The sequence below is a fragment of the Microcystis sp. 0824 genome, assembly GCF_003112475.1.
Lineage (GTDB): Bacteria > Cyanobacteriota > Cyanobacteriia > Cyanobacteriales > Microcystaceae > Microcystis > Microcystis aeruginosa_C.
The window spans coordinates 1-22381 of sequence record NZ_BDSM01000036.1; the positions used below are offsets into that span (position 1 = coordinate 1).

At 44.3% G+C, this 22381-nt stretch carries 22 protein-coding genes and 1 pseudogene; 16 read left to right on the forward strand and 7 right to left on the reverse strand.

Features of this window, described 5'->3' with window-relative positions; translation table 11 throughout:
- The 8 genes from N0824_RS13230 to N0824_RS13265 form a co-directional block, all read left to right on the forward strand.
- Positions 1–1941, forward strand: a 1941-nt coding sequence (locus N0824_RS13230; RefSeq protein ID WP_199224916.1) for a Calx-beta domain-containing protein, incomplete at its 5' end; no start/stop codon positions are given.
- Between the two features lie 39 nt (positions 1942–1980).
- Positions 1981–2079, forward strand: a complete 99-nt coding sequence (locus tag N0824_RS21920) for a bluetail domain-containing putative surface protein (RefSeq protein ID WP_373456620.1) — start codon at positions 1981–1983, stop codon at positions 2077–2079.
- Between the two features lie 164 nt (positions 2080–2243).
- Positions 2244–3929 carry a dihydroxy-acid dehydratase gene (gene ilvD / locus N0824_RS13240; RefSeq protein WP_108937082.1) on the forward strand — a complete coding sequence of 562 codons (1686 nt, stop codon included), beginning with the start codon at positions 2244–2246 and terminating at the stop codon, positions 3927–3929.
- 362 nt (positions 3930–4291) lie between these two features.
- Complete coding sequence (locus tag N0824_RS13245) at positions 4292–5152, forward strand: lipopolysaccharide assembly protein LapB (RefSeq protein ID WP_108937083.1); 861 nt, start codon at positions 4292–4294, stop codon at positions 5150–5152.
- A gap of 128 nt (positions 5153–5280) precedes the next feature.
- The gene (locus N0824_RS13250) at positions 5281–5715 is read left to right on the forward strand and encodes a bacterioferritin (protein ID WP_002731529.1); all 435 of its coding nucleotides are present in this window, start codon (positions 5281–5283) and stop codon (positions 5713–5715) included.
- Positions 5716–5749: 34 nt separating this feature from the next.
- Positions 5750–6670, forward strand: coding sequence for an FTR1 family protein (locus N0824_RS13255; RefSeq protein WP_108937084.1), 921 nt, complete (start codon positions 5750–5752; stop codon positions 6668–6670).
- A 149-nt stretch (positions 6671–6819) separates the two neighbouring features.
- Positions 6820–8433 carry an ABC transporter substrate-binding protein gene (locus N0824_RS13260; protein WP_108937085.1) on the forward strand — a complete coding sequence of 538 codons (1614 nt, stop codon included), beginning with the start codon at positions 6820–6822 and terminating at the stop codon, positions 8431–8433.
- Between the two features lie 42 nt (positions 8434–8475).
- On the forward strand, positions 8476–8922 hold the full coding sequence (locus N0824_RS13265; RefSeq protein WP_108937086.1) for a hypothetical protein: 447 nt from the start codon (positions 8476–8478) through the stop codon (positions 8920–8922).
- Between the two features lie 211 nt (positions 8923–9133).
- Here the strand turns inward: N0824_RS13265 and N0824_RS13270 are convergent, their stop codons facing one another.
- The 4 genes from N0824_RS13270 to btpA all read right to left on the reverse strand — a co-directional run bounded on the left by N0824_RS13270 (position 9134) and on the right by btpA (position 13517).
- Positions 9134–10372, reverse strand: a complete 1239-nt coding sequence (locus N0824_RS13270) for a DNA cytosine methyltransferase (RefSeq protein ID WP_108937087.1) — start codon at positions 10370–10372, stop codon at positions 9134–9136.
- Positions 10373–10556: 184 nt separating this feature from the next.
- Positions 10557–11330 carry a hypothetical protein gene (locus tag N0824_RS13275; RefSeq protein WP_108937088.1) on the reverse strand — a complete coding sequence of 258 codons (774 nt, stop codon included), beginning with the start codon at positions 11328–11330 and terminating at the stop codon, positions 10557–10559.
- A 176-nt stretch (positions 11331–11506) separates the two neighbouring features.
- Positions 11507–12493 (reverse strand): vitamin K epoxide reductase family protein, encoded by a 987-nt coding sequence (locus N0824_RS13280; protein ID WP_108937089.1) that lies wholly within the window; start codon positions 12491–12493, stop codon positions 11507–11509.
- A 172-nt stretch (positions 12494–12665) separates the two neighbouring features.
- Complete coding sequence (gene btpA / locus N0824_RS13285) at positions 12666–13517, reverse strand: photosystem I biogenesis protein BtpA (protein WP_004158629.1); 852 nt, start codon at positions 13515–13517, stop codon at positions 12666–12668.
- A gap of 180 nt (positions 13518–13697) precedes the next feature.
- Between btpA and rimO the strand changes: the two genes are divergently transcribed.
- From rimO to N0824_RS13300, 3 genes are all read left to right on the forward strand, one after another.
- Positions 13698–15011 (forward strand): 30S ribosomal protein S12 methylthiotransferase RimO, encoded by a 1314-nt coding sequence (rimO, locus tag N0824_RS13290; RefSeq protein ID WP_108937090.1) that lies wholly within the window; start codon positions 13698–13700, stop codon positions 15009–15011.
- A gap of 41 nt (positions 15012–15052) precedes the next feature.
- Entirely contained in the window at positions 15053–16492 is a 1440-nt protein-coding gene (locus tag N0824_RS13295) for a DEAD/DEAH box helicase (protein ID WP_008198520.1), read from the forward strand.
- A gap of 226 nt (positions 16493–16718) precedes the next feature.
- Entirely contained in the window at positions 16719–17153 is a 435-nt protein-coding gene (locus N0824_RS13300; protein WP_108937091.1) for a DUF4332 domain-containing protein, read from the forward strand.
- A 28-nt stretch (positions 17154–17181) separates the two neighbouring features.
- Here N0824_RS13300 and N0824_RS13305 read toward each other — a convergent pair whose 3' ends face one another.
- Positions 17182–17535 (reverse strand): phenylpyruvate tautomerase MIF-related protein, encoded by a 354-nt coding sequence (locus N0824_RS13305; RefSeq protein WP_108937092.1) that lies wholly within the window; start codon positions 17533–17535, stop codon positions 17182–17184.
- 396 nt (positions 17536–17931) lie between these two features.
- Here N0824_RS13305 and N0824_RS13310 point away from each other — a divergent pair, with 396 nt between their 5' ends.
- The 4 genes from N0824_RS13310 to N0824_RS13325 are packed head-to-tail and all read left to right on the forward strand — an operon-like array spanning position 17932 to position 19997.
- Positions 17932–18699: a hypothetical protein gene (locus tag N0824_RS13310; protein ID WP_108937096.1), complete on the forward strand. Its 768-nt coding sequence runs from the start codon at positions 17932–17934 to the stop codon at positions 18697–18699.
- Positions 18692–19513, forward strand: coding sequence for a hypothetical protein (locus tag N0824_RS13315; RefSeq protein WP_108937093.1), 822 nt, complete (start codon positions 18692–18694; stop codon positions 19511–19513). The genes N0824_RS13310 and N0824_RS13315 overlap by 8 nt, the downstream gene beginning before the upstream one ends.
- Before the next feature lie 9 nt (positions 19514–19522).
- Entirely contained in the window at positions 19523–19735 is a 213-nt protein-coding gene (locus N0824_RS13320; protein WP_002753241.1) for a type II toxin-antitoxin system HicB family antitoxin, read from the forward strand.
- 22 nt (positions 19736–19757) lie between these two features.
- Positions 19758–19997 carry an antitoxin gene (locus N0824_RS13325; RefSeq protein WP_108937094.1) on the forward strand — a complete coding sequence of 80 codons (240 nt, stop codon included), beginning with the start codon at positions 19758–19760 and terminating at the stop codon, positions 19995–19997.
- A 26-nt stretch (positions 19998–20023) separates the two neighbouring features.
- Here N0824_RS13325 and N0824_RS13330 read toward each other — a convergent pair whose 3' ends face one another.
- Complete coding sequence (locus tag N0824_RS13330) at positions 20024–20446, reverse strand: type II toxin-antitoxin system VapC family toxin (RefSeq protein WP_108937095.1); 423 nt, start codon at positions 20444–20446, stop codon at positions 20024–20026.
- The gene (locus N0824_RS13335; protein ID WP_046661765.1) at positions 20443–20709 is read right to left on the reverse strand and encodes a hypothetical protein; all 267 of its coding nucleotides are present in this window, start codon (positions 20707–20709) and stop codon (positions 20443–20445) included. Before N0824_RS13335 ends, N0824_RS13330 begins: the two co-directional genes overlap by 4 nt.
- Positions 20710–21092: 383 nt before the next feature.
- On the opposite strand from N0824_RS13335, the pseudogene N0824_RS13340 reads away from it, so the two are divergent.
- Positions 21093–22381 (forward strand): annotated as a pseudogene (locus tag N0824_RS13340) (tetratricopeptide repeat protein); the annotation flags it as partial.

Sequence of the window (22381 nt, forward strand, 5' to 3'; positions counted from 1 at the left end):
ACAGTAGAAAGTGATGAGACTGTTATTTTAACCCTCGCTTCTGGGACAGGTTATACAGTAGGTACGACCACCCCAGTGACGGGTACGATTACGAATAGTCCTGTCACTCCCAGTATTACTCTTGCTGTCTCTCCCAGTACTGTTACCGAAGACGGGACAACAAATCTAGTCTATACCTTCACTCGTACTGGTTCTACTACCAGCGCCTTAACCGCTAACTATACAGTTGGGGGAACAGCTACTAATGGAACCGATTACACTTCTATCCCCACCAGCGTCACCTTTGCTGCTGGTTCAGCGACCGCGACGGTAACAGTTGACCCCACTGCTGATACTACAGTAGAAAGTGATGAAACTGTTATTTTAACCCTTGCTTCTGGGACTGGTTATACCGTAGGTACGACCACCCCAGTGACGGGGACAATTACCAATGGTGTCACCCTTCCCACCATTACTCTTGCTGTCTCTCCTAGTAGTGTGACAGAAGATGGGACAACCAACTTAGTCTATACCTTCACCCGTACTGGTGTAACAACAAATGCTTTAACAGTCAATTACACCCTCGGAGGGACAGCGACTCTCAATACCGATTACACTCGTACAGGGACTACCAATACAGTCACCTTTGCTGCTGGTTCAGCGACCGCGACTGTAACTGTTGACCCCACTGCTGATACTACAGTTGAACCCGATGAGACTGTTATTTTAACCCTTGCTGCGGGGACAGGTTATACAGTAGGTACGACCACCCCAGTGACGGGAACAATTACCAATGATGATTTCCCCCAACTCTCCATCAACGACATCACCGTGGTGGAAGGTCAAAATAGTAATGCAATCCTCACCGTCACTGTAAATAATCCAAGTACACAACAAATTACTGTCAACTATACCACTACAGCCATTGATGCTACCGCCAATGTAGATTACACTAGCCAGACAGGAACCCTCACCATTGCACCTAATACTTCTACCGCTACTATTAGCATTCCCATCCTCAATGATAACCTTAATGAACCTGATGAAGCTTTTACAGTAACCCTATCAAATCCCGTTAATGCTACCATCAATCCCGACGAAGCAATTGGACAAGTAATTATTACTGACACCCTACAAAGCAGCATTACTAGAACCTTACCCAATAATGTGGAAAACCTCAGACTAATTGGCAGTAATAATATTAATGGTACAGGTAACGCTGGTGACAATAAAATCACTGGAAATAGCGGTAACAATATCCTCGCTGGTGCTAATGGTAACGATATTTACTGTTTCAATGCTTCAACCCCATTAGGAAGCGATACCATCCAAGAAACTACCACCGGTGGTATCGATACCCTCGACTTTACTGGGACAAATACCGCAGTAAGAGTTAACTTAGGTGTTACCACTGTCCAAACCGTCGTCACCAATAATCTAAAATTGACTTTTTCGGCAAATAACACCATCGAAAATATTATTAGCGATAGCGGTAATGACCGACTAACCGGGAATAGCCTTAATAATACTCTAACTGGTGGTGGTGGCAACGATCAATTAACCGGTCAAGACGGAAACGATAGTTTAATTGGTGGTTCCGGCGATGATTTACTCACCGGTGGTAATGGTAGCGATAATTTTATCTTCAACAGTAGTAATTTAGGCATCGATGCCATCAGCGATTTCACCCCCGGCAGTGATAAAATAGTATTAAGTAAAGCCATCTTTACTGCCTTACAAAGTGTCATTGGCAATGGCTTCAGTCAACCGGCTGAATTTGCCAGCGTCGATGACGATGATTTAGTCGCCACTAGCAGCGCTTTTATCGTTTACAGTAACAGCAGTGGCAGTATTTACTACAATCAAAATGGTAGTGCTGCTGGCTTAGGAAGTGGCTCTGAATTTGCCAATTTGTTGACTGTTCCTACCCTGATAGCGGCTGATTTCGCACTGATAAATTAACCTAGCCACAGAAATCGATACCATTCGAGCCTCGGTTAATTGGACTTTAGGAGCCAATGTCGAGAATTTAATGCAGCCACCGACGCAATTGTCGAAATCACTGGATTAACAGGAACTCTCGATATTGCTAATTCCTGATAGCTGTCCCCTGAATCATCCCACAGTTTTATATTTTCTTTAGACATGGACTGTCCTAAAACCTGCTCAGAGCGGCCAAAAGTCAGAAAATAGAAATAAAGGTGCGATTGGAGAACTTGAGCAGCGATCGCACCCGTCAGCCGCCATTGGAGAAAGATAAAGTTATGGCAGATAACTACAGAAGTCACATTGTTACCCAAGGTACCCAACGCAGTCCTAATCGGGCCATGTTAAGAGCGGTAGGTTTTGGCGATGAGGACTTTAGCAAACCAATCATCGGCATCGCTAACGGATTTAGCACCATTACCCCCTGTAACATGGGAATTAATGATTTAGCAATGCGTGCCGAAGCAGGAACCAGATTAGCGGGGGGAATGCCGCAACTTTTCGGGACTATCACCATTAGTGACGGGATTTCCATGGGAACAGAAGGAATGAAATATTCTCTCGTTTCTAGGGAAGTAATCGCCGATTCCATTGAAACCGTCTGTAATGGTCAAAGTCTCGATGGAGTCCTCGCTATCGGGGGTTGTGACAAAAATATGCCGGGGGCAATGATTGCCATGGCCCGGATGAATATTCCCGCTATTTTCGTCTATGGTGGCACGATTAAACCGGGGCGCTACAAAGATTGCGATTTAACCGTGGTCAGTTCCTTTGAAGCCGTGGGACAGTACAGCGCCGGTAAAATCAGTGAAGAAGACCTCATCGGAATTGAACGCAACGCTTGCCCCGGGGCCGGTTCCTGTGGTGGAATGTTTACTGCTAATACCATGTCTTCCATTTTTGAAGCCATGGGGATGAGTTTACCCTACTCCTCGACCATGGCCGCCGAAGATGCGGAAAAAGCCGATAGTACCGAAGAATCGGCCAAGGTTTTGGTCGAGGCGGTTAGAAAACAGATTCTCCCTAGCCAAATTTTGACCCGTAAAGCCTTTGAAAACGCCATTTCGGTAATTATGGCGGTGGGAGGTTCCACTAACGCTGTGCTGCACCTTTTAGCCATTTCCCGCACCATCGGGGTAGAATTATCGATCGATGATTTTGAAACTATCCGGCAGCGTGTACCGGTTATCTGCGATCTTAAACCCTCCGGGCGTTACGTTACCGTAGATCTGCATAAAGCCGGCGGTATTCCCCAAGTGATGAAAATTCTCCTGGTTAATGGTTTACTACACGGGGATGCTCTCACCATTAGCGGTCAGACTATCGCCGAGATTTTAGCCGATATTCCCGACCAACCGCCCTCAGGCCAAGATGTTATCCGTCCTTTTAGCAATCCTGTCTATAAAGAGGGTCATTTAGCCATTTTAAAAGGAAATCTGGCCACAGAGGGGGCCGTGGCCAAAATTAGCGGCGTGAAAACTCCGGTCATCACTGGGCCTGCGCGGGTGTTTGAGTCGGAAGAAACCTGTTTAGAGGCAATTTTAGCTGGAAAAATTCAAGCCGGGGATGTGGTGGTTGTCCGTTACGAGGGACCAGTAGGTGGACCGGGTATGCGGGAAATGTTGGCCCCCACTTCGGCAATTATCGGCGCCGGTTTAGGGGATTCCGTGGGATTAATTACCGATGGTCGTTTTTCCGGGGGAACCTATGGCATGGTGGTCGGTCACGTCGCTCCAGAAGCGGCGGTGGGTGGTACAATTGCCCTAGTAGAGGAAGGGGATCAAATCACTATTGATGCTCGTCAGCGTCTCTTGCAGTTAAATGTATCGGAGGAAGAATTAACCCGTCGTCGTAACCATTGGCAACCGCGCCCCCCACGCTATAAAACGGGAATTCTCGGCAAATTCGCCAAGTTAGTCTCCTCTAGCAGTCTCGGCGCTTTAACGGATCTGAATCTGTTCTAAAAGTATAACTAGGAATGGCGATCGCAATTGATCGCCGTTTCTTGGTTATATTAGGGAACACCAGAGCTTTTTTGCTGTGATCGGTAAACAGTAATCAGTAGAGTTCTTGCATAATTAATTTTTGAGAGTGCAAAAACGAGAAAAATAGACATAAAATTGCATAAAATCCCTGAATAAACTCAGTTCGGGTTAAGGCTATTTTCCTACTCATTACACAAAAGAATAGGGTTGACAGCGAACGAGAAAATTAGGGTTTTAGCTTATCCCGAACTCAGGTTAAATAGAGCATTTAATTAAATGCTCATTCTTAATTCTCCTGACTCCTGACTCCTGACTCCTGACTCCGTTAAAGATTAATAACTATGACCTATCTACTCACTGTCTATCGAGCGCTCGAATGCCGTCCGGATACCTATCGGGATTGGTATGACCAAGGCAATATTTTAAGAGAAAGAATGGACTATTTGGGAGCCTTAATCAGCTACGAAAAAGCCTTAGAATATTATCCAGATGATTATTGGGCATGGTACAAAAGGGGTATGATACTAGAAGACTTGGGAATGTATGAAGAAGCGGCTGAAAGTTACTCTAACGCTGCACAGGTAAAGGATGATAACTATTGGGCTTGGTACGATCAAGGTTGTGTTTATCTACAGGAATTAAAGGACTACGAAAAAGCGATCGCTTGTTTTCAACGGGCCCTAAGTCATAGTCCGGGGGACTATTGGGCAGCCTACCGGCAAGGGGAGGCCTATCGATTGCTGAAAAATTACGAACGCGCTATCACTTCCTATGACTTGGCCCTAGGGGCGCGACCCCGGGATTATTGGGCCTGGTATCGTCGCGGCGACGCTTTCCGGGATTGGGGCAATCCCCAAGAGGCTTTATTTAATTATCGTACCGCCCTCGATATCCGACCGCAAGATTACTGGTCCTGGTATCAACAGGGTGTGATCCTACAGGAATTACAGCGTTTACCAGAAGCGATCGCCTGTTATGAAGAATTGTTAAAAATTGATCGAGATGATCGCTATGCGTGGTATAATGCCGCCTGCTGTTATGCTGCCCTCGGTCAACAAGAAAAAGCGATCGACTGTTTACGCGAAGCCATGGACATAGAACCGGATATATGTGGCGAATTAGTGCGTAATAACTTTGTTTTCGATGGTTTAAGACAAAATGAAACCTTTAATGACCTCTTGAGTTGCTATTCCCCCGACTAAAATCTTTTTGACTCGATCGCCCTGATCAATACCTAAGAAAAATTAATTATACATCTAAGCCATCAGTATTCAGGAGTCAGGAGTCAATTAGCTACAATTGCAATTAGAGAAAAATTATTGAGAATATTATGCGAGAACTAGACAGAGACAAAACCATCGAACAACTGAACGAAATCATGGAATTTGAACTAGCGGGAGTTGTCCGTTACACCCACTATTCCCTGATGGTGACAGGTCCCCATCGCATCCCCATCGTCCAATTTTTCCAGACTCAGGCCACGGAGTCCCTCACCCACGCGCAACAAGTTGGGGAAATTCTCACCGGTTTAGAAGGTCATCCTAGCTTAAAAATTGCCCCCATCGAGGAGAGCTATGAACACAATATCAAAGCAATCTTGAGTGAGAGCCTCAATCATGAGAAAAAATCCCTTGATTTGTACAAAGCACTCCTAGAAACCGTCGAAGATGCCAGTATTTACCTAGAAGAATTCGCTCGCGGTATGATCGGACAAGAAGAATTACACAATCTGGAAATTCGCAAGATGCTGCGGGATTTTGCTTGAGCTAGGATCAAAGCTAGAGTTTATCCACTAGCTTATGAATCTTAGTTCCGCTTTACCGACTTTTATTATCACTCTCCGGGAAGGTTTCGAGGCCGCTTTAGTGGTGGGAATTGTCCTCGCTTGTTTACAAAAATCGGGTCGATCGCAACTTAACTCATGGGTGTATCGTGGTATTGGTGCGGGAGTGGTGGCTAGTGTTTTGGTCGGTATTTTGCTAGGGGGAATCCTTTTGCAAGTGGATGCCTCTCCTAGTCCATTCGTACCAATGATCAAGGAATTGCTGGCCGCCACTTTTGGACTGATTGCCGTCTTGATGTTGAGTTGGATGTTAATTTGGATGACTCAACAGGCGAAATCCTTGAAATCTGAGGTAGAAAGTGCGGTAAAAGCGGGTTTAAAAGCGGAAAATGGGGCAGGAAAAGCGATTTTTCTGCTCGTTTTTATCGCTGTCTTGCGGGAAGGATTTGAAACTGTCCTCTTTATCCTGGCCCAATTCCAAAAAGATTGGCAGCTACAAACCCTCGGTGCAGTGGCAGGATTAAGTATGGCGACTTTGTTGGGAATTCTCCTATTTGCGGGGGGAGTAAAAATTAATATCCGTCTCTTTTTCCAAATTATGGGGACTTTCCTACTCTTAATCGTTGCGGGATTACTCATCGGTGTTTTGAAACATATCGACGCAGGAATCAGTCTTTTAAGTGAAATTGACCCTTTTTATCGCAATTTCTGTCCTTCTCTCCCCTCCTCCTGTCTTCTCGGTTTTCAAGTTTGGGACGGTTCCCAAATTTTGAGCGATCGCACTTTCCCCGGACTCCTCCTTAAATCCCTGTTTGGTTATCGTCAAAACCTCTATATCAGTCAAATTGTTGCTTATATCCTCTTTTTACTGCTTATCGGTGGCCTCTATTTCCAAAGCTTACGACAACGTCCTCAAACAGTGACCAGTAAACAGTAAACAGTAAACAGTAATCAGTAAAAAGACAGTAGGAAACTTCTATTTAATACTGCACACTTAAAAACTCACATCTGATAACTGTTAACTTACCCACTGATAACTGTTAACTTACCCACTGATAACTGATAACTGATAACTGATAACTGATTATGACTACTTGGCAATGTGACGGTATCCCCAAAGATGGTAAAACTTATCCGCAAGCGATTGCGGGAGGTCATGAACCCTGCGAAAATACTACTCCTGATTGTCCTATCTGTGGCCTACCTAGGGAAGCGATGGATCCCGTAACAACGACAGTTAAAACCACGGTTGTGGTCTCCCCGGGGGGTACAACTAGAGTCGGCCGAAAATCTAACTGGTTACTTCCCTTCGCTTTGATAATTACCGCTTTAACCGCAGGTTTAGGGGGTTGGAGTCTATTGCAAATGCTGATTCCCAAACCCGATACTTCCCCAGTTGTCGGGGAAAAAACCCCAGATAGGCAATCTAAGGCAACTTTTGTGAGTAATACGGCTAAAAATCCCGATTTATTTAGCCAAGGTGAGAAAATACTGCTTAATTCCACTCCTAACAAAGAAAAAGGCGCAGCGGCCTTTAAAAAGGAAGATTGGTCAAATGCGATCGCAGCTTACCAACTAGCAGCCACTCCCCAAGCAAACGACCCGGAAGGCAAAATCTATTACAATAACGCCAAAGCCAGACAAAAAGGTAATCAAAATACTATAGCCGTTGTTGTCCCCATCGCTAACGACCCCAACAGCGCCAAGGAAATTCTCCGAGGTGTGGCAAGGTATCAAGAGGAGTTTAATAATTCTAATCCGGGTAATCCTTTGGAAATAGTTATCGCTAATGATGGCGGTGGGTTACAATCAAAAGCGATAGCCGATGATCTGATTCAATCCGGTCAAGTTTTGGCAGTTATGGGCCACGGAATCGATCCTTTTAGTCAAAAAGCGATTGAAAGTTACGAAAAAGAAGGATTAGCGATTCTTTCTCCCCTGACTACCAGTGTTAGTCAAACGGGAAAATCAACCCTGAAAACCATTCCCCTTAAGGATAAATCTCAGGAAGTTTTAGGCAGTTATCTGGAAGCAGTGGCCAAAACTTTGGCTAATTATGCTAGTCAGCAAGAGAATTCTCCCTCAGTGGTTCTTTTTTATAATTCCGATAGTCCCTATAGTCAAAAATTAAGGGATTCCTTTGCTAAAGCAATAAAAGAACCGGGAGGCAAGATAGTTAAGGAAATAGACACCACCAAAGCCAATTTTAACGCTAAAACCGCCATAGATCAGGCCAAACAAGCCGGCGCTAGGGTGGTATTTTTGGCCCTGAGTAAAGACGGCGATCGCATTGATCAAGCCGTGGCTATTGCCCAAGAATCGTCTGGAATGCTCTTATTAGGCGGAAATGAACTTTATACACCAGATATACTTATTCAAGGAGCGGATAGCATCGACGGATTAGTTCTAGCAGTACCTTGGAGTTTCCAAGCAACGGATCCTTTTGCCAAAGATGCGCTGAAAAGTTGGCGCGGTCGCGTCAGTTGGCGTACTGCTACCGCCTACGATAGCATGAAAGTATTAGGAGAAGCGATCGCTAAAAGTTCTGACCGTGCTACTGTAGTCGAAACTTTAAATCGAGGAATCACCTTGCAGGGAAGCACCACGGATTTTAACATTTTTAACCAAGTTCCCTTGGTGCGTGCTAATCGCGGCAATGAGGGGCCAAAGGGTTCTCAATATCAATTCGATCCTATCTAAAATAGACAATGTGATGTCGAGGAGTAGAATCAAGTCAATTTTATGAACAATATCTTACCCATCCTAGCTTTATTAATGTCGGTGTCGGGAATTGCCGTATCTTTGGGACGGGAGGAAGTCCGATGTCATCTCGGTTTAGAATCGGCAGCCTGTCCCCGGGAAGAACAAAAAACCAGCGAAGACACCCCCGCAACTACCCCCGCAACTACCCCAGAATCTCCCCGGATAGAAGAAACTCCCCCGGAAACTACCCGTAATATCGAACCTTCCCCCGAAGTTTCCCCCTCTCCTGAAAGCGAAACCCCGGTGGAATTCACTCCCATCCCAGAAAATAACCCCAGTCCAGAAGTCCCCCCCGAAAATCCCCCCACCTCAGAAACTAAAGCGGTGGAAAAAACTCCAGATGCAGAAAAAAGTCTCGATGTCAATCCATCTAAAGATGGAGAAACTGAAAGTATTCCGTTAGAAGTTATTCCCCCCGCACAGTAAAATCCGACAAAATCAATTGCTGCCGGGGTAGGGTTGATTCATGAATCAACCCTACAGACTCCAGACAGTAAAATCCGACAAAATCAATTTCTGGCTGAGGATAGGAACTCATGCAAGAAGTAGTTAGATATGTGTAATTAATTGTATCTAGCTACTTAATTTTTCTCCCGCTGTTGCTGATTAGGTAAAAACTATTTACTTTTAGTCAAAATTAATTAACTTCTAACCCCGGAATGCTTAACTGTTCAGTTTTTGGCTGTGTTTCCCCGATATAATCCCCTTGCAACATATTAATTAAACAGCCACCAAGATGATAGGCCATATTCACGGGAACCGCATTACCAATCTGTCGATATTGAGAGGTTAAATTACCAGTAAATTGCCAATCATCGGGAAAGGACTGCACTCGTGCATATTCTCTCACAGTCAAAGGACGAGTTTCTTGGGGATGGCATCTTTCTGTTTGGGTTTGTGCCGGACTACAGGTAATAGTTAAAGCTGGTTCATCCCAAGATAATCTTTTAGCATATCCTGTCCGTCCGCCGTGATTTTTGAGACTATTTTTCATATATTCTTTTTGAATATCCATCGGCAAATTCCGCCAATTTCCTCCTGCGGGAACTAAGGACATAATCTCTTTTTTTCTTTCTTTATATTCTACTCCTGGAGAACTGGGACAATTCTCTAGAGCTTTTTTCAGAGAAATAGTATAGTTTCTATATTGGGGAAAAATCGGTTTAATATTTAGGTCTTGACGGGTGGCAATAATAATTAATCTTTCTCTTTTTTGGGGAACATCGAGAAATTGGGCTGATAAAACTTGATAAGCAGCATAATAACCGATTTCCTGTAAAGCTTGCAGCATTAATTGCAGGGTTTCTCCTTTTTTATTGCTTAATAATCCTCGAACATTTTCGGCCATAGCGATTTTAGGTTGCACTTCCTGTAAACAACGAGCAAACTCAAAAAATAAGCTCCCTCTCAAATCTTCTAATCCTTTTCCTAACCCAGCATAACTAAAAGGTTGGCAGGGAAAACCTCCAGCTACAATATCTATTTTGTCTCTAAAATCAGAAAATTTAATCTTTTTTATGTCTTGATTTATAACATTCCATTGCGGTCGATTGAGTCTTAAAGTATTAACACAATCTTGGTTGATTTCCACCAGTAATTGGGTTTTTAGTCCCGCATTTTCTAAACCTAAAGCCATACCACCACAGCCAGCAAATAATTCGATAACCGTGTAATTAGTTGGCTCAACAGTTTGTAAAATTTTCAATTCTCTGGGGGATTGGTTATTTTTAAGATTGGTTAATTGCTCGAGATCAAATAACCAATCAACTTGATTGATTTTCTGACCTTTGATTAATTTTTTCTTTTGCCATGTTAGTATTTCTGCGGTAGTTACACCGAGAATATTAGCGGCTTTTTGTAGATTTACCTGAGTCATAACCAATAATTAGTAACCTATCTACCTCTCTATTATACATCAAAGTAGCTAAACTTGATAAAGTTCTTTTTCGATTTTCCTGACTGTCATCTTTAACTTATTCAGGATATAGCAATTCCCATAGTTGTGAGGTACAGAGTCTTAGGTTTTGAGGATTCGGGATTCGGGATTCAGGATTCAGGATTCAGGATTCAGGAGTTAAGATTTTGGTGTACCTCATGAGATTGGGAAACGCTATAGTTTCATAATCTAAGTCCAACATTGACCAAAAAGCTTGCCCTGCTAATAGCTCAATATTATTCTCTTTAGCTTTGGTTTTGCTAATTGTCCAAGAATTGCCCATATCTAAAGCAGCGGCAAAAACTGAGTTAGGATGTATTTTTAATTCATTGATACTCCGATCACTCTGGCTACCAGTAAGAGTATCTTTTTTAGTTTTTAATTGAGTGTATTTGATTATTCCTTGATTAAAAACTACTAAATCCACACCTTTGATTTTAAAATTTAGAATTTTTTCTGGTACAAAAACCTGTGAACTAATAGAAGCAATTTCTTCTAAAGTATGACCTAGACTTTCCGAGATAAGATTGACATATTTATTCGATAAGTACAAGTTTTCACATTGAGCAAACTCAAAAATATTTTTAAATCCTTTCTTCTTTTTGAGAGATATATTTTTAAAATCCTGTTTTTCTTTCAGGATTTTTTCAACTACTTTAGACTGGAACTCATCCAAAGCATCATCGATTTTTTGATCCCTATTGTCTGCAATGTCTGTGTCTGTTTTTCTATTTTCTTGAAAATATTCAAAAATGAAATCATCAATTAGACGACAAATTTGATAAGTATCTACCAAGTCATGAGTAACAAAGGTAGGAATTTTGATCGAAGGTTTCTGTAAATTAATTTCTTCTAATAATTGGGTCAAGTTATGGCGATAAGAGTATAAATAGCTCATTATAGTTAGTTGCTGGGTTGGGATTGTTTACTTTTTGCTTAAAACTATTAATTTAATTGCCGCTGGTGGTAATGTCAACAAATAGTAATTAGACACCAGCTATAACGACATCGAGATAATAGACAACAATAAAGGCTGAACAAGGTTCAGCCTCCAGTATAACTTTTAACTCTTTCCTACTTGCGTCCCGGAACTGTATATTTAAAATTCATCGGGCCAGTATAACCAGAAACCTCCGCTAATTTCTCTAATCTTTGGGTTCCCGAATATTCTTGACCCTTAATAATCCAAGTGGGGAAACCTTTAATTCCGGCATCGCGACAAGCTTGGGGATTACCATTAACCCCTTGAGGATCGCATTCGATATAAACCCTTTCTTTTTTGAGGATTTCTCCCGCTTCCTTACCAAATAACTGTTTTTGATCGTAACAGTGGGGACACCAAAAAGCCCCGTATTCTTTCGCACCAATTGCTTTTAAATGTTGAGCCAGGGCAATTTCTGCCTCTCCCGAAACCGTGGTTACTTCCCAACCATACGGGGGTGTAGCCGCTGTCATTGGCTGGGTAATTTCTTCTTTTCCTCCTGCCACTGTGGGGGAATTTACTCCCGCATAAACCGCTAAAGTTCCCACCAAAGTAATCATCGCCACCACAACCATCGGCAGTATAATTTGTCCTAAACCTTCCCATTCGCGACCGACAATTGTGAGAATTAATAGGGTTAAAGCGAACAAGGCGGAAGTGATGCAGTAGGGACACAATTCCTGTAATTCCGTGGCTAGAATATACATTAGATAACCACTAAATACCGCCATCGCCGTCGCCCCCGCTAACAGCAATAACCAAGTATTATTTTCTAAACTTTTGCGGAGATTTTTCTGAGTTTCCCCATTAATAAATAGAGGACTGAGGGCAAAAACCGCCATGGCAATATAGGCCAAAAAACCAAACAAACTCAAGGGCAGCCCGAAAACCGTAGCGTAGGGACTATTCAGAACACCACTACAACCAGCCCCATCAGTAGCCCCGGCGGTGCAGGCCGCAGCCCCTCCCGTCAGTTTGGTAATGGTTAAATAGCCGGTCAGAATCGCCCCCACGATCGAAACGCCCCCAATTAGAGGCCGAGAGTAGCGATGAATCCAAGGTACAGAACGACGACGCATAATATTATTTAGATTAAATTACAGCAGAATTCGGGAGTCAGGAGGGAAATCTAAATGTACTTTGTTGAAGGGAAAAATCCCGTAACGATATTGTGTTAATTAGGGCATTTTCAATTCCTAAAAACTTAGGATCGCACCACGGCCGATAACTATCCGCCATTCTAGCAAGGGGTTATGTGGACAGAGGCAAAGAAGGCAGAGAATTATTAATTTTTGCCTTTTGATCGTTGATCTGTCGGGCCGTTTCCACAAATTGCGACACCCGGATCGGATCCACTGGTTCGGTAATTTTGCCATGACGCTTGAGGGAACTAGCCACGATCACCCCATCAGCAGCCGGCAGCAACCGCCCGATATTGTCCAAATCAGCCCCGCTGCCGATAAAAACCGGTGTTCCCTTGGCCGCCGCCACTGCCAGTTCCAAATCCTCAAAACTAGGGGGGCTACCAGTGGCCCAACCGGAGAGGATCACCCCGTCTGCTAGTCCCCGTTCGATCGTATCTTGCACCGCCGTAGTCAGATTAGGGGTTCCCAAGGGGCGGGCGTGTTTAACCAAAACATCCGCTAAAATTTTGACCTCAGACCCCAATTCGCGCCGATAACGCAGGAGTTCGTGGGCTTGACCCTCAATAATGCCCTGATCGGTAGCCATAACCCCCGTTAGCACATTAACTCGAATAAATTGGGCATTAACACAGGTAGCGATCGCTAAGGCACTATGGGCATCATTGCGGAGAACATTAAGACCAATCGGTAAGACCACCAGATTTTTAATGCGATCAACAATTAAAGTCATGGCACTAACCACGGCGGGATCCACCTGTTGCTTAGTAAAGGGGGCATCAAAAAAATTCTCGATAATCAAACCATCAACACCACCGGCAGCCAAAGCCGTCGCCTCCTGTTCAGCCCGCTCGATCACCGTCTTGAGACTGCCACCCCAACGGGGGGAAGTGGGCAGGGGGGCGAGATGAACCACGCCAATAATCGGGTTTTTTGTCTTGAAAGTTGCAATTAAGTTCACAGCGTCTACTACTCTTAGCGTCCCAAACCATGCGCCGCTCACCCATTTTAACAGGGTAAAGGCCTAGCCCCGGGCCACCGGGGGGAAATTATTTTAACTGCTAATGATTTTATCAAGTCCGGAATCCGTTAAAATGTCTTAACATTAAATAAGTTTAAGATTTGGTTGATACTCGATCGCATGGGCAATAAGCCAACCATCGCCATCTCACACCTAGGCTGTGAGAAAAACCGGATCGACTCCGAGCATATGTTAGGACTGCTGGCCAAGGCTGGCTATCCCGTAGATAATGACGAGGAGTTGGCCGATTACGTTATCGTTAATACCTGTAGTTTCATTCAAGCAGCTAGAGAAGAATCCGTTCGCACCCTCGTGGAACTGGCGGAAGCTAATAAAAAAATTATTATCTCCGGCTGTATGGCCCAACATTTCCAAGATGAACTCCTGACGGAATTGCCGGAAGCCGTGGCCATTGTCGGCACGGGGGATTATCAGAAAATCGTCGAGATCGTGGAACGGGTAGAGACGGGAGAACGAGTCAAAGAAGTCAGCACCGATCCCACTTTTATCGCTGATGAAAATCTGCCCCGTTATCGCACTACCAGCGAGGGGGTCGCCTATCTGCGGGTGGCCGAAGGCTGCGATTATCGCTGTGCTTTCTGCATTATTCCCCACCTGCGCGGCGATCAAAGATCCCGTTCGATCGAGTCCATTGTCAAGGAAGCGCGACAATTAGCCAGCCAAGGAGTCCAAGAATTAATTCTCATTTCGCAAATAACAACCAATTATGGGTTAGACTTATATGGCGAACCCAAATTAGCGGAACTCTTGCGAGCGCTGGGAGAAGTCGATATACCTTGGATTCGCGTTCACTACGCTTACCCGACCGGGTTAACGCCAAAGGTTATCGAGGCGATCCGAGAGACCCCGAATGTTTTACCCTATCTAGACTTGCCGCTACAGCATTCCCATCCCCACATCCTGCGGGCGATGAACCGTCCCTGGCAAGGACAGGTCAACGATGGCATTATCGAGCGGATCAAGCAAGCTATCCCGAACGCGGTTTTACGAACGACTTTTATCGTCGGTTTCCCCGGAGAAACCGAGGAACATTTCAGCCATCTGCTGGAATTTGTCAAGCGTCATGAGTTCGATCACGTCGGGGTGTTTACCTTCTCCGCCGAAGAAGGTACAGCCGCTTTTGACCTGCCCAATCCAGTGCCACAGGCAATTATGGACGAACGCCGCGAAAGGTTGATGTTAACTCAGCAACCAATCTCGGAAGGCAAAAATCAAGCTTATATCGGTCAAACTGTCGATGTTCTCATCGAACAGGAAAACCCGGAAACAGGAGAATTAATCGGGCGTTCCGCTCGTTTTTCCCCGGAAGTGGATGGCTTGGTTTATGTGACAGGTGAGGCGATTCTAGGTGCGATCGTGCAGGTCCGAATCACTTCGGCCGATACCTACGATCTCTACGGCGAAATAGTCTAATTTTTCCATTTTTCTAATTTAATTCCCACAAAACAATCCCTATGACCACTGGTTTCAACAATTTAGGTTTATCCGATAGCCGTCTTCAACACCTAGAAACGCTTGGATTCACCACCCCCACGGAAATTCAAACCAAAGCCATCCCTCTCCTTCTAGAAGGGCATGACATGGTAGGAATGTCGCAAACGGGAACCGGCAAAACCGCCGCCTATTCCCTGCCTTTACTGGAACGCATGGACACCAAAAATCCTAACGTTCAAGCTTTAATCCTCACTCCCACCCGGGAATTAGCCCAACAGGTGGCCAGCGCCATCAAGGATTTCTCTGATGACCGTCGTCTCTTTATCCTGACAGTCTGTGGTGGTCAATCCATGGAACGTCAGATCCGCAGTCTGGAAAAAGGTGTCCAGATTGTGGTTGGGACTCCGGGCCGGGTAATCGATCTGCTTGATCGCAAAAAACTCCATCTAGAATCCCTAAACTGGGTAGTCCTCGATGAAGCGGACGAAATGCTCAGTATGGGTTTTATCGATGATGTTAAGAAAATTCTGCAAGCATCCCCCTCCACCCGTCAAACCGCCTGTTTCTCGGCAACTATGCCCCGGGAAATCCGCGATTTAATCGCTAATTTCTTGAAATCTCCCGTTTCTGTGACGGTTTCTCAACCCCAGGCCGCTCCTGCTAAGATCGAGCAGAAAATTTATCTGATCCCTCGCGGTTGGACGAAATTAAAAGTCCTGCAACCCCTGTTAGAGATCGAACCCCTAGAATCGGCGATTATTTTCGTCCGCACCAAGCAAACCGCGGCCGAATTAACCAGCAAACTGCAAGAAGCGGGGCAAACGGTGGATGAATACCACGGTAACTTAAGCCAAGTGCAACGGGAACGACTGGTGCAACGTTTCCGCGAGGGCAAAATTAAATTAGTGGTAGCCACGGATATCGCAGCCCGCGGTCTAGATGTGGAAAATCTCAGCCACGTTATTAACTATGATCTGCCGGATAACGCCGAAACCTATATTCACCGCATTGGCCGCACTGGCCGCGCTGGTAAAACAGGAACTGCTATATCCTTAGTAGAACCGATCGATCGGCGTTTATTACGTCAGATTGAACAGCGTTTGCGTCAACGTCTGGAATCTAGTCCCATTCCTAGCCGCACCGAAGTAGAAGCAAAACGCCTGGCCAAGCTGCAAAATCAGCTAAAAGAGGCTTTATCGGGGGAACGTATGGCTTCTTTCTTGCCTTTAGTGCGGGATTTAAGTGAAGAATACGATCCCCAAGCGATCGCGGCGGCTGCCCTGCAAATGATCTACGATCAAAATTGTCCCCAGTGGATGAAAACCGATTGGGAAGTTCCCGCAGCGGCGAGCAGTAAACCGGTGATTAATAAAACTCCCCGCAGTGGTGGTAATAAGTACCCTTCTAAGTCGAATAACCGTCCTTCCCTGGACAAAAAAATCGTCTTTCAAGAACGTTAATTTTTAGTTCTTGAATAGATAATTTTAAGAGTTGATAGACCGTTTTGGTTCTATCAACTTTTTTTCTGTGTATAATTCCTAAAAACTACACATCAAATTCCTCCTTTTTCCCCTTTTTTTAAGGAGATGCCGAAGCTAGGGGGAGCGATTCTCAGCAGACATCGACCAGGTAATCTGGACCTGAAGATAACTGCTATAATCTACTTATCAATAGTTAATAATTTCGATGAATCGATCGCAACTTATCCACAGGCAAAGCTGGTTAATTGAACATTTGCCGGGGTTAAGTGACCAAGATTGCCAAAAATTAAAGGATTGCGGTATCGATACCACCGCACAACTTTTGCAAAAAGTTCTTCCGCAATTGGGTAAGGAAAAATTAGCGGTAAGAATGCAAATTCAGGCTAAACATATTAATAAGTGGGTGGCAATGGCGGAATTAGCCTCTATTCCCGCCGTGGGTTGTCAATACTGCGGTTTACTGGTTCATGCCGGTATTTCTTCCATCCCGCAATTGGCACAGACATCAATTCAGCAATTGCATCGACAGATTCTCCGCTTTCAGGTGGCTAATCTGCAAAGACGCGATTTATGTCCCGATATTGCGGTGATGTTAGCTTGGATTGAACAGGCGAAAATCTTAACCAGAGAGTTAAAATAAGCCCTATCTCCGATAATTTTGGCATAAATTAACCAAAAGTACTGCCATTCCATCCCCAAAGATCACCTTTCGCCTCGGCAAATTCTAGATAAATGCGATTTTTCGGTATTCCTAAATAAGCCTCAATTTCTTGACAAAAATCACTACTCATGCTTTTAGTTTGAGCGGCGGAAATAGAACCAACACTTTTAATCTCCACATAACACACCGGCTCAAAAGTGCCAGCAAAAGTCATTTTTATCCCCGATTCTAAAGCTGTCATCACATAGGATTCGGGTTTTCCCAGATGTTTAGCTAATTTAGCCGAAAGACTCTGCAAAAGTTGATTAACCGTCTCATCATCGAGGGAGGTGACAGAAGTTTGAATTTTAATTAGAGGCATAGGAAAAATCTCAGAAATATTTTTCTATAATATAACAGTTTTGATGGCAATCACAGATATTCTTTTGCTTCAGAAGGCTTCAATTATCCAATCCTTGGGGAATTATGAATTATGAATTATGAATTATGAATTGGGGATAGGCAATCTGGAAAAGTAAATAGGACTAGCTGAATAAGTACCTAAGCAAAATTAATTACACATATCTAACCCCCCTTGCCTTTTGCCTTTTGCCTTTTGCCTTTCTTCACTAGGAAATTTATTTTGCAAGACTACTTATCGGTAGCAGCTTTGCTAAAAAATGGTTTTGGGACTTTATTAGCAAAACAACAAACTTTTTGCCGCAAACCCCACATACAGTACAATTATTACAGTTAAGGGTTTGAAAGGCCTAGGATGATGGCAAAGCAATCAAGGGCAATTGCGGTGACAGAACATGATAATAAATGTCCCGAATGTCTGCACTTGGAGATTTTGGGAGAACCCCTTGCGCTTGAGTCTAAGGGTGTTTTTTCCCGTTTCAACAAGTCTGAACCAGAGGCGTTTGCCCTATCGGTGCGGATTAATTTTAATGAGCAGTGGCTTGATTTTCGCTTTGGACGGGTTAAGTTTGGTTTGCGGGGGGGAGAGTTACGCTTAAAACTGGAGAATGGCCAAATGCCTTCTGAGTTGAGAAATGAAGCGTTGAAAAAGATTTTAGCAAGGGAATTAGAGATTGAACGTCAGTTAGGGGGAGAACAGGAAAGCAAGTTTCAACTAGAAGGTTCTGCAACTCCTGATTTATCGAAAGCAAGCTTAAAGGGAGTTAGAGAAAAGCGTCAGAAAGAGTCCCAGGGGGATAAGTTTCAGCTTAAAATAGCGCAAATTAGTCACAAGGGAGCAAATAATCAGCCTGTGTGGGTGTTCGAGAATAGGACAGGTGAGCCTGTTTTGATTGGGGAATTAGCGGATTCCCTGGGTAAAATGTTAATTGCGGGTGTTCCCTGGAGCGTTGAAGCGACATTTACTCATGAAATGCGTCAGGTTGTGATTACGGGTTTAGAAAATTTATTTAAAGATGATATTTCTGGACACAAATTGAACGTATTTGAGTTAGCAGTAGCTAAGTTATTTTTAAAGCATAAAACCCAACCCTATCTAAGTCGTCAGGTATTACGTTATGAGTGATGCAGATTTTATTCGAGAAGTTGAAGAACTGTACCTGCGTCTTGCTAATGCAGATACAGATGATCTGGTTGAGTTAGCTAAACTTGCGGGTTTAGACCCTAAAACAGATTTAGCCGACTCTGTTTGGGTTCCCTATCCCAGCTTTGGGGAATTTCGCCAGAACACCTTAGCGGCGGCGGTGCTGACAGATTATCTAGAAGAGCATGGGATAGAGGTAGATGCTGCGGCGGCTGATAATGCTCAAGTGGTACTACCCAAGCTAGGTAAACTAGAAGCTGTATTGATTCCCCAAGACTCTGGTGCAGAACTGTTGGATTTAAGCCAAATTAGGGTCGAAATTGACCTAAATCCAGCAACATTGGCCTATATTTTAATCGAGTTAGGGGAAGGAGGAGCTTGGTTAACTGGGGTTCTGTTGAGTTCGGACCTGCGTCAGGATTTCCCAGAAGGCGGCGCGGTGTCTTTGTCCATGAGGAAACCTATATCGGCGCTGTGGGAGGCTTACCGTCGGTGGGAAAACTGTCAGCAAATCATGGCGCAGTATATCGATAAACAAGGCTGGTCGGCGGAACAGCGATCGGAGGTAATCACGGAGTTAAACTGGGTCTGGGACTATCGGCAGGACTATGAGCGTCCGACGCTATTAGGGGACTTTTTAGCAGAGAAGGCCAACGAGAATAATGAGAATTTTAAACCCTTAGTCTCGCGTCCGGAAGGGGTAAGGGAAGCAACGCCTGAGCCGTCTTCAGAGGGTGCGGTGGACTGGCTAGAGGTGGCGATGGATTTGCTTGATGAATTGGGAAAATTTGTTTAAAAAATAATCATGAAAAGTATTAAAATAATTGTCGAAAAACACCCAGATGGCTATATTGCTTATCCTTTAGGTATTGAAGGTGTTGTCATTGGCGAAGGCGAATCATATCAAGAAGTGCTAGAAGATGCGAAATCAGCACTCCGTTTTCATATTGAAACCTTTGGAGTAGAAGTTTTAGATACTGAATATTCTGTCTTAGAAGCGTCTATTATAGTAAGGTGATCATTAACAAAGAGGTCAACAGATGCAAAACTTACGTCAGGTTTCTTTACTAACAAGTGGACAAGAGCAAGTCTTAACTATTCCTCCTGAACTTGCCCTATCAAGCACAGAGGTTTTGTTACGCAAAGAAGGTCATCGCTTAATCATTGAGCCGATTTCTTCCGGTTCTCTAATTTCTTTGCTGACTACTTTGTCAGACATTACAGACAATTTTCCTGATATAGATGAAGGGTTGCTTCCCCTTGATGACATCACATTTTAGAATGAAATAGCCCTGAAATTTTATTGTTATAAATAGATTCGTTCAAAAGGTTCTTTTCGATAACGGCGATAAATATCAAAGTCACTATCTAAGGTAATAATTGCAGAAATATTAAGTCTTTCAGAAATAGTTATTAAAGATAGATCTGCAAAATCTCCCGGTAGGTCAGCGTATTGTTCATTAAGTTGTATGATTCTGGCAAAATCCTGTGGTAAAAGGGGAATACATTGATAAAGCTGGTGGGATAAATCACTTAAAAATTCATTTTGCGTTCGATAATTATGGCTCAAAAGATACATTACTTCTGTTATACAAGCAACAGTTGTAATCAAGTCGCTGGAACATTGTTCAAAAAAGTTGACGACAGCCAGATGATAATTATCTTGGGAACTGTAATAGGCGAATAAAATACTGCTATCTGTAATAATTTTGGGGGGATAATTTGTCATGAATGATCTTGCTGATGATGGTTTTGTATATATTCTGCTACTACTTTTTTGCGGTTTTCTCGCAATGATAAATCAGGTGGAGCATTTTCTAAAAGATGCTGAGGATGACCTCCCCGGCGTTGTAATAAAGTTTTACGCGGTTTTAAGCTTTGCCAATGTTCGTAAATGAGTTTTTTCAGAAGTTCTTCTGAGCTAATATTCTCTTCGGAAATGATGTCTGCTAGATAGTTCTCGGTTTCTCGATCTAGATTAATCGATAACATTGTTACTTCATGGGATAAATCAACATCTTTGATTATAGCTTAAAATCCATGATCGCACTCACCCCCCATCCCCAATTGAGTTTGCTAGAGAAAAATTCGGGGTACGGGCGAAGCATTCGGATAGGAAATCTAGGGTTTCAGTAATAGGTTATTGTCCGAATGCTTCGCCCCTACTCAATCATCTAACAATCCGTCGTAACGCACCACATCTATCATTAATTTAACTTCATTATAAGTAGGTAGGCGTTAAAAATTATCAGATGCCCCCCTTATCAAGGGGGGACTAAGGGGGGATCAACACCCCCCTTATCAAGGGGGGCAGGGGGGATCAAACCCAAAATCTATCTTCAATTTAATTAGAACCACTACTACTAAAACCAATCATGAACGAAGCAAGAATAGAAGCTTACTTAACCCTAATCCAAGCGCTCCTCCAGTGCAAAAATGGTCAGGAACCAGCACTATTAGAGGCTAACGCGGAATTACTTGATGCAGGCTTAGTCGCTGTGATGAAGCAGTATGCAGGCTTCTTAGAACAGCAAGGACAAAGCAATGAAGGGAGATGGTTGCTGAATATGGCGCAACAGTTAGAGCAAATTTTAGACCCGCCCAGAGATAACCAAAACCTCTACATCAGTTTTTTACAAACCCTACTGCAAACTATCGCAGAAAGTGACGGAAACGGCCAAGCAATTTATCCCCTGCTCGACAATAACCTCCATCTCTTAGATGAAAACTTAGTTAACCTCCTCCGTGCTTGGGGAAATCATACCAAGGAACAAGCCAGTCCAGAGGAAACTTACGGACTAGCGGCAATACTCTATTACCTTGCTGATGCTTTTCGTGAATTTCCTAAAGGTAATCCGGGCATTAACCTAGCCATTGCCATCTATGGATACGAAGTTTGCGCGGCCATCCGTCGCCAACCCGGATTAGAAAGGGATTTAGCCGGAACCCTCAATAATCTGGGCGTAGCCTACCTCACCCAAGCCGAACTAGGTCAAGAGCCGGTAGCCAACCTAGAACGGGCGATCGCCGCCTACAACGAAGCCACCACCATCCGCCACCAACCGGGATTAGAAAGGGATTTAGCCGCAACCCTCAATAATCTGGGCATAGCCTACGGCACCCAAGCCCAACTGGGTCAAGAGCCGGTGGCCAACCTAGAACAGGCAATCGCCGCCTTCACCGAAGCCACCACCATCAGCCGCCAACCCGGATTAGAAAGGGATTTAGCCCAAACCCTCACTAATCTGGGCGCTGCCTACTGGACCCAAGCCGAACTGGGGAAAGAGCCGGTAGCCAACCTAGAACGGGCGATCGCCGCCTATACCGAAGCCACCACCATCTTCCGCCAACCGGGATTAGAAAGGGATTTAGCCGGAACCCTCACTAATCTGGGCGTAGCCTACCTCAACCAAGCCCAACTAGGGAAAGAGCCGGTAGCCAACCTAGCACGGGCGATCAATGCCTACACCGAAGCCACCACCATCCGCCGCCAACCGGGATTAGAAAGGGATTTAGCCGGAACCCTCAATAATCTGGGCATAGCCTACCGCACCCAGGCCCGACTAGGTCAAGAGCCGGTAGCCAACCTAGAACGGGCGATCGCTGCCTACACGGAAGCCACCACCATCCGCCGCCAACCGGGATTAGAAAGGGATTTAGCCGG

What these genes read in the sequence shown, in the direction of transcription:
- N0824_RS13315 (WP_108937093.1), top strand. Translation starts at nt 18,692, where the DNA reads ATGAGTGATGCAGATTTTATTCGAGAAGTTGAAGAACTGTACCTGCGT.
- N0824_RS13330 (WP_108937095.1), bottom strand. Translation starts at nt 20,446, where the DNA reads ATGACAAATTATCCCCCCAAAATTATTACAGATAGCAGTATTTTATTC.
- N0824_RS13305 (WP_108937092.1), bottom strand. Translation starts at nt 17,535, where the DNA reads ATGCCTCTAATTAAAATTCAAACTTCTGTCACCTCCCTCGATGATGAG.
- N0824_RS13295 (WP_008198520.1), top strand. Translation starts at nt 15,053, where the DNA reads ATGACCACTGGTTTCAACAATTTAGGTTTATCCGATAGCCGTCTTCAA.
- N0824_RS13245 (WP_108937083.1), top strand. Translation starts at nt 4,292, where the DNA reads ATGACCTATCTACTCACTGTCTATCGAGCGCTCGAATGCCGTCCGGAT.
- N0824_RS13335 (WP_046661765.1), bottom strand. Translation starts at nt 20,709, where the DNA reads ATGTTATCGATTAATCTAGATCGAGAAACCGAGAACTATCTAGCAGAC.
- N0824_RS13255 (WP_108937084.1), top strand. Translation starts at nt 5,750, where the DNA reads ATGAATCTTAGTTCCGCTTTACCGACTTTTATTATCACTCTCCGGGAA.
- N0824_RS13320 (WP_002753241.1), top strand. Translation starts at nt 19,523, where the DNA reads ATGAAAAGTATTAAAATAATTGTCGAAAAACACCCAGATGGCTATATT.
- N0824_RS13325 (WP_108937094.1), top strand. Translation starts at nt 19,758, where the DNA reads ATGCAAAACTTACGTCAGGTTTCTTTACTAACAAGTGGACAAGAGCAA.
- ilvD (WP_108937082.1), top strand. Translation starts at nt 2,244, where the DNA reads ATGGCAGATAACTACAGAAGTCACATTGTTACCCAAGGTACCCAACGC.
- N0824_RS13270 (WP_108937087.1), bottom strand. Translation starts at nt 10,372, where the DNA reads ATGACTCAGGTAAATCTACAAAAAGCCGCTAATATTCTCGGTGTAACT.
- rimO (WP_108937090.1), top strand. Translation starts at nt 13,698, where the DNA reads ATGGGCAATAAGCCAACCATCGCCATCTCACACCTAGGCTGTGAGAAA.
- N0824_RS13310 (WP_108937096.1), top strand. Translation starts at nt 17,932, where the DNA reads ATGGCAAAGCAATCAAGGGCAATTGCGGTGACAGAACATGATAATAAA.
- N0824_RS13250 (WP_002731529.1), top strand. Translation starts at nt 5,281, where the DNA reads ATGCGAGAACTAGACAGAGACAAAACCATCGAACAACTGAACGAAATC.
- N0824_RS13265 (WP_108937086.1), top strand. Translation starts at nt 8,476, where the DNA reads ATGAACAATATCTTACCCATCCTAGCTTTATTAATGTCGGTGTCGGGA.
- N0824_RS13275 (WP_108937088.1), bottom strand. Translation starts at nt 11,330, where the DNA reads ATGAGCTATTTATACTCTTATCGCCATAACTTGACCCAATTATTAGAA.
- N0824_RS13280 (WP_108937089.1), bottom strand. Translation starts at nt 12,493, where the DNA reads ATGCGTCGTCGTTCTGTACCTTGGATTCATCGCTACTCTCGGCCTCTA.
- N0824_RS13260 (WP_108937085.1), top strand. Translation starts at nt 6,820, where the DNA reads ATGACTACTTGGCAATGTGACGGTATCCCCAAAGATGGTAAAACTTAT.
- N0824_RS13300 (WP_108937091.1), top strand. Translation starts at nt 16,719, where the DNA reads ATGAATCGATCGCAACTTATCCACAGGCAAAGCTGGTTAATTGAACAT.